Annotated in this window: 9 protein-coding genes, 1 other RNA gene and 1 pseudogene; all 11 read left to right on the top strand. The window is 42.2% G+C overall.

What is annotated here, in order from left to right:
* Positions 1–309: pseudogene (locus D9K81_RS18505) on the top strand (transposase); the annotation flags it as partial.
* 2 nt (positions 310–311) lie between these two features.
* Complete coding sequence (locus D9K81_RS17890) at positions 312–1,499, top strand: ExeA family protein (RefSeq protein ID WP_120375056.1); 1,188 nt, start codon at positions 312–314, stop codon at positions 1,497–1,499.
* A gap of 177 nt (positions 1,500–1,676) precedes the next feature.
* Positions 1,677–1,931, top strand: coding sequence for a hypothetical protein (locus D9K81_RS17885; RefSeq protein ID WP_147395922.1), 255 nt, complete (start codon positions 1,677–1,679; stop codon positions 1,929–1,931).
* Between the two features lie 12 nt (positions 1,932–1,943).
* The gene (locus tag D9K81_RS17880; protein WP_120375054.1) at positions 1,944–2,561 is read left to right on the top strand and encodes a DUF3164 family protein; all 618 of its coding nucleotides are present in this window, start codon (positions 1,944–1,946) and stop codon (positions 2,559–2,561) included.
* Between the two features lie 26 nt (positions 2,562–2,587).
* Positions 2,588–2,860: an HU family DNA-binding protein gene (locus tag D9K81_RS17875; RefSeq protein WP_120375053.1), complete on the top strand. Its 273-nt coding sequence runs from the start codon at positions 2,588–2,590 to the stop codon at positions 2,858–2,860.
* Entirely contained in the window at positions 2,860–3,159 is a 300-nt protein-coding gene (locus tag D9K81_RS17870) for an Acb2/Tad1 domain-containing protein (RefSeq protein WP_120375052.1), read from the top strand. The genes D9K81_RS17875 and D9K81_RS17870 overlap by 1 nt, the downstream gene beginning before the upstream one ends.
* Positions 3,158–3,226: hammerhead ribozyme type II (locus D9K81_RS17865), an RNA gene on the top strand. The genes D9K81_RS17870 and D9K81_RS17865 overlap by 2 nt, the downstream gene beginning before the upstream one ends.
* Positions 3,227–3,297: 71 nt before the next feature.
* On the top strand, positions 3,298–4,023 hold the full coding sequence (locus D9K81_RS17860) for a DUF2786 domain-containing protein (protein WP_120375051.1): 726 nt from the start codon (positions 3,298–3,300) through the stop codon (positions 4,021–4,023).
* Positions 4,024–4,245: 222 nt separating this feature from the next.
* Entirely contained in the window at positions 4,246–4,449 is a 204-nt protein-coding gene (locus tag D9K81_RS17850) for a hypothetical protein (protein ID WP_322898422.1), read from the top strand.
* The gene (locus D9K81_RS17845; protein ID WP_120375048.1) at positions 4,439–4,879 is read left to right on the top strand and encodes a gp16 family protein; all 441 of its coding nucleotides are present in this window, start codon (positions 4,439–4,441) and stop codon (positions 4,877–4,879) included. The genes D9K81_RS17850 and D9K81_RS17845 overlap by 11 nt, the downstream gene beginning before the upstream one ends.
* A 105-nt stretch (positions 4,880–4,984) precedes the next feature.
* Positions 4,985–5,434: a Mor transcription activator family protein gene (locus tag D9K81_RS17840; RefSeq protein ID WP_120375047.1), complete on the top strand. Its 450-nt coding sequence runs from the start codon at positions 4,985–4,987 to the stop codon at positions 5,432–5,434.
* The last annotated feature ends 140 nt before the right edge of the window (positions 5,435–5,574 follow it).

Below are 5,574 nucleotides of genomic sequence, written 5' to 3'. Positions count from 1 at the left end.
ACCGCTTATGAGGGCCAGCTCAATGCCATGGCTGATGTTCAGAAAACTGAAGTTCCAAGCTACATCCCACGTGCTGGTGAGCAGATGTCTACCGCACAGCAAAAACGTCAGGTTAAGCCTTTTAATTTAATTCAGGCAGCTAAAGCAATACGCGGTCTAGTTGGATTTATGTGGAACGGAAATGAACACATGAATGCCCTAAAAGCAGCATATCCAAATGGTGAAGTGCCGCAGGAAGACATTCCTGCATGGGTTGAACAGATTCAGTCTGGCAATAGCAAACCGAAATTACGAGTAGTTGGGGAATAACGATGTCTAAGTTTAAAAAACTGCTCGATGAGCATTCGATAAGTCAAACATGGGTAGCAAGGAAATTAAGATTTAGCCCAGCAACAATCAACAAGATTGTTAAGTATGGTGACTATCCCAAAAAAAATGCTGCCCATTTAAAGCAGCAATTCATTGATCTATTAGTCAGCAAAGGACTGGCTGAATCAGAAATTTTAACAGTAATGGATGCCGCAGCAATCAGTTCGGAAAACGACCAAGCCTCTGAAACTGAAAGCGCAGCACCCGCCCCACAAGAGGAGGAGCAATTAATGCTACTACGTAAACAAACCCTAACACCAGCGGCAAAGAAAAAATTTGCACTTTTCAAAAACATCTTTACAGAAAGCATTCGCAGCTCAAGCGAACTTTATAACGACAGCGACATTAACTATGTCCGCGAAGCCATGTGGCAATGTGCCAAAGGCAACACCTCCTTTATTGCTGTTGTGGGGCAATCTGGCGCAGGCAAATCAACACTGCGTGAAGAACTGCATGACCGCATTGAACGCGAACGTGAAGCTGTTGTTGTGATTGAACCTTATGTACTTGCTACAGAAGACAATGATGCAAAAGGTAAAACGCTTAAATCATTACACATTGCAGAGGCAATCTTGTCAGCGCTTGCGCCAAGCACAAATGCAAAGCGTTCACCTGAAGCTCGGTTTCGCCAGATTCATAACTTGCTGAAAGAAAGCTGCCGTGCGGGCCATCATCATTTACTGATCATTGAAGAAGCGCACAGCTTGCCCATTCCAACGCTGAAACATCTCAAGCGCTTCCTTGAATTAAAGAACGGTTTCACGCCATTGCTCAGCATCATCCTGATCGGTCAGGACGAATTGAAAATCAAGCTTGCTGAAAACAATCAAGAAGTCCGTGAAGTGGTACAGCGTTGTGAAATTGTGACGCTTGAGCCTTTCACTCATACAACGCTGGTTGACTATTTACAGCACCGCTGCAAAGCAGCAGACCGTAAACTTTCAGATTTCATTGACGAATCAGGCATTGATGCGATTTGCGCAAAGCTGACTCGAAATGTAGGCCGCAAGAACCAAAATGAAAGCCTGCTATACCCGCTGGCTGTAGGCAACCTCATTACTGGCGCAATGAACGTTGCGGCTGAACTCGGTGCAGATGTCATCACGCATGACTTGGTTATGGAGGTCTAGGTCATGACCTTTAATTTCAAAACAGCAATGCTGATCAATATTCCAATCTTCTTTTTATGCACTGCTTTTGTGGCGGCGCTTGGGGGCTGCCATGGCTAATCCTGAACTAATAGTCTGGATGATCTGCATAACCATCATTGTTGTAGTCATTATCTGGAGAAACACTTAATGGTAAGCATGGAACGAATTGAAGAATTTACAGAATTTCTTGCTTCAACTGCACTTTATGCAGAACTGAACAAGGAGTTCACCACGTTCGAAATTTTTGAAGTAACAAAAGGAAAATTTGAAATTCCAGTAGTCCAAGACACTTATCAGCGTTTTTTAAAACAGCACATAACAAGCTTAAAACGCAGTCAGTTCAATAAAGATTTAAACCAATTAATCAGCGGTGATTTTGTTCTAGTACGCAAAAGCACTTTAACCACATAAAGGAAAAACAGCATGAATGCACAAACCCAAATCCCAGAAGGCTACCGTGCTGACAGCAAAGGCCGCCTTGTACCGATCAGCACAATCAAGCCTATTGATATTGAGCGTGATGCTGTAGTCACCAGCTTGATTGAAAAGGTCAAAGCAACCCGTCAGCAACTAATAGATTTTAAAGCTGTAGCTTTTGGCGATATCGAAGCTTTCATTGAATTGTCATTGGAACAATATGGCGTACACGTTGCTGGCGGTAAAGGAAACATCACCCTTTACAGCTTTGATGGTCAATACAAAATCGTCCGCCAAATTCAAGATTCAATCCGTTTTGATGAACGCTTGCAGGCAGCCAAAGTTCTTATTGATGAATGCATCCAATCTTGGTCTGCAGACTCAAATGATCACATCAAAACGCTAATCAATGATGCTTTCCAAGTTGACCGTGAAGGCAAAATTTCTACTGGCCGTGTACTTGGTCTGCGCCGACACAACATTGACGATCCTAAATGGATTCAAGCGATGGAAGCCATTAGCGACAGCATCAAAATTGTCGATAGCAAAAGTTATGTGCGTTTTTATGAACGCGATAAAGACGGTAAATATCAGCCTATTTCTCTTGATTTTGCCAACGTTTAAAACCCAACCCTAGAAAGGAAACAACTATGAACAAATCTGAATTAGTGAAGCATATCGCAACAGTATCAGGCTTAACACAAGACCAAGCTGCAAAAGCACTCAGTGGCTTTGAATCAGTCGTCACTACAACATTGGCAAAAGGTGAAGACGTAGTTTTGGTCGGCTTCGGCACTTTCAAAGTGACTGACCGCGCAGCCCGTACTGGCCGTAACCCGCAGACAGGTGCAGAGATTCAAATTGCTGCATCAAAAGTCCCAAGTTTTAAAGCTGGTAAAGCACTTAAAGAGGCGGTGAATTAATGAAAAATCAAAATCAAGAACTCACAGGTTATCGCTTACTTACTCAAGCAGAAACAGATTTGATCAACGAGATTAAAGCTAAAGGTGTAGAGCTAGGTGCTTTAGTTGAAAAGCTTTTTGATCACACACGCCAGCAGATTGATAAGGCTAATGCACATGGTGCAGCTACAGGTGATTTTACTGAGTTTCAACGTTTAACAGATGCAGAGCCTCACCACTGGGTAGCCACTGGCGCAACTAATCTACAGCAAGGGCTGATGGCCTTAACCCGCGCAGTAGCACAACCAACAATATTCTAAGCGAAACATAGGCATTCGTGCCTATGTCTGCCAGCAGTCGTGTGCTGGTACTGACGAGCAGCGAGATAGAACAATGATCGAAATTAAAGATTTAGACAAATTGCCGCCTGAAGTGGTGATCAGTATTGGAGAGACTTCATGAATAAAAAGACTGTAATTGAAAAAATTAAAAAGTGTTTAGCTCTTAGCAAATCAGCCAACCAGCATGAAGCGGCAGCTGCTTTACGCCAAGCCATGGCATTCATGGAAAAATACAACATTGATGCTGATGACCCAGAGCTTTTAGGTATTGCCGAAGCATCTATTTTAGGCAGCGGCTCACAAAAACCAACAGTGTTTGAAGCCGTACTTGCAAACTCAATTGCGAAGATGATGGGCTGCAAAGTTATTCTCAGCGGTGATATCAAACTGACAACAAATTTGTCTTTTAAAAAAGTAGCCGCGTGGAAATTTATTGGTTTTGATCCAGCGCCAGAGATTGCCAGCTATGCATTCGATGTCTTGTTCCGTCAGCTTAAAAAGGCTCGCAGCGTTTTTATTTCAGAAAATCTAAAACGTGTTCAGATCAAAGCCAATAAAGTGAAACGCGCAGACCTATTTTGTGAAGGTTGGGTACTTGAGGCAACAAAACTAGTCTCAGATTTAAATCCTAATAAAGAGAAAATGGAGCAAATTCAGGCTTACGTACAGCAAAAACATAATGTGCGTAATAGCGAACCTACTGACCGCAATAAAAAGACCAATACCAATACTGACCGTGCTCAAAATGATCTGCATGCAGGTCGGCAGGCTGGAAAGAGCGCTAAATTAAATAATGCTATGAATGGCGGTGCTCCACTGGAAAAACTAGGAGTCAGCTCATGATTGAATTTTTTAATTGGTTACTAACATTAAGTTATTTCGCTGTATTTCTAATTGGCCTAGTAACCTGCTTTAACAAAACACATGAAGCACTGTTATATCGCAAATACACGTTTATCTCTATCCGAAACAAGCGCAAACACACACTAAACGCGATTGCAAATTCAACAGTCGCTATTTTAGGTGTTTTAGGCTTACTTCAAGCAATAGCGGGAGTTTGATATCGTGGCTTTCATTATAGGTTTTATAATTGCGTGGCTTTGGTCGGACTCATTTACTCACCATAAAATTGCTGCAGAATGTGAACGACTTGGTGGCTTCTTTGTCGGTTCAAAAACATATAAATGTTATGCAGTAATTGATTCAAAAACTGATACATCCGTACCACCAGCCATTTTAGAAGCGGAGCAAAGTAAAGATGAAATTTAATAAAAAAACTAAATTGATCCAGCTCATTCATGTCGCTAAAAACCAGCTTGGCTTGGACGATGATTTGTATCGTGAAGTACTTGAAAGTTGCACTGGTAAAACCAGCTCAAAGCTGCTAAATATTGCGCAATTAGAAGCGGTGCTAGACCGCATGAAACAGCTTGGTTTTCAGGTTGAATCTAAAGATAAGACAGGTGTTAAAAATCTTGCAGATGATGCACAGAGTAAATTGATCCGCCACTTATGGCTTCAGCTGCATAACGCAGGCCAAGTGCGAAACAGCAGTGAGAAAGCTCTAGCTAAATTTGTAGAAAATAAAGTGGGTGTCAGCGCGCTTCAATTTCTAAGCACCAAGAATGCAGACATGATCATCACGCACCTGCGCCAATGGTGCAAACGCTGCGGTATTGAACGCCTAGATCCAGCTTGAAAAAGAAAAGCCCATGACTGCAATCATGAGCTTTTCAAAATCCAACAACCATCCCGCCAAGGACGATTTAAGCAACTATAACATAGTATTTTATGAGGTAAAACTATGGCTTATCGTCCACATATCACAGACGCCGCCCAAGTCTTTTCTGATGAAGAAATCATCAGCTTAATGCCCCGAAATTTTTCATTCGTTGCTCAGTTAATAGGTGCTGAGGCCTCATTGCATCTAATCGAAGAGTTCGGCGGCACTCGCGTTTTTGTTCCAGCTCACCACGCAATTAATGTTAATCACGCCATTACTCACGCAGTAGGCTTAAAATCACTTCAGCGCCTAGCTGAGCAACTGGGTAAAACATACATCGAAGTACCTATGGGTACGCCAATTACGATTGCTATGCGTAATAGAGCGGTACGTGAAGCATCAAAGAAAGACTCAAATGCAAAGCTTGCACGCCGCTTTGGCCTGACACTCAGATCTATCCGTTCAATCCTAAGCACAGAAGAAAAAATTAAGAGCACCGTAGATAAAAATTATGATCTGTTCGCAAACTAAAAGAGGCGGATTTTATGTCCGCCTCATCGTTTCACCAGTTGCAATAACATTTCAAAAGCTATCCCGCCACATCCAAGCTTATCCCGCTTTATCCCACAATTATCTCAGCATTCAGTATTAGTTATATAGTTAGCTCTCAA

The sequence above is a fragment of the Acinetobacter chengduensis genome (assembly GCF_003664645.1).
Lineage (GTDB): Bacteria > Pseudomonadota > Gammaproteobacteria > Pseudomonadales > Moraxellaceae > Acinetobacter > Acinetobacter chengduensis.
The sequence above is the reverse complement of the archived record's forward strand: the minus strand, read 5'-3'. Positions and strand labels throughout refer to the sequence as shown.

Bases quoted from the DNA above. Each gene is read 5' to 3' on its own strand.
- D9K81_RS17890 (WP_120375056.1), top strand. From the start codon at position 312: ATGTCTAAGTTTAAAAAACTGCTCGATGAGCATTCGATAAGTCAAACA.
- D9K81_RS17885 (WP_147395922.1), top strand. From the start codon at position 1,677: ATGGAACGAATTGAAGAATTTACAGAATTTCTTGCTTCAACTGCACTT.
- D9K81_RS17880 (WP_120375054.1), top strand. From the start codon at position 1,944: ATGAATGCACAAACCCAAATCCCAGAAGGCTACCGTGCTGACAGCAAA.
- D9K81_RS17875 (WP_120375053.1), top strand. From the start codon at position 2,588: ATGAACAAATCTGAATTAGTGAAGCATATCGCAACAGTATCAGGCTTA.
- D9K81_RS17870 (WP_120375052.1), top strand. From the start codon at position 2,860: ATGAAAAATCAAAATCAAGAACTCACAGGTTATCGCTTACTTACTCAA.
- D9K81_RS17860 (WP_120375051.1), top strand. From the start codon at position 3,298: ATGAATAAAAAGACTGTAATTGAAAAAATTAAAAAGTGTTTAGCTCTT.
- D9K81_RS17845 (WP_120375048.1), top strand. From the start codon at position 4,439: ATGAAATTTAATAAAAAAACTAAATTGATCCAGCTCATTCATGTCGCT.
- D9K81_RS17840 (WP_120375047.1), top strand. From the start codon at position 4,985: ATGGCTTATCGTCCACATATCACAGACGCCGCCCAAGTCTTTTCTGAT.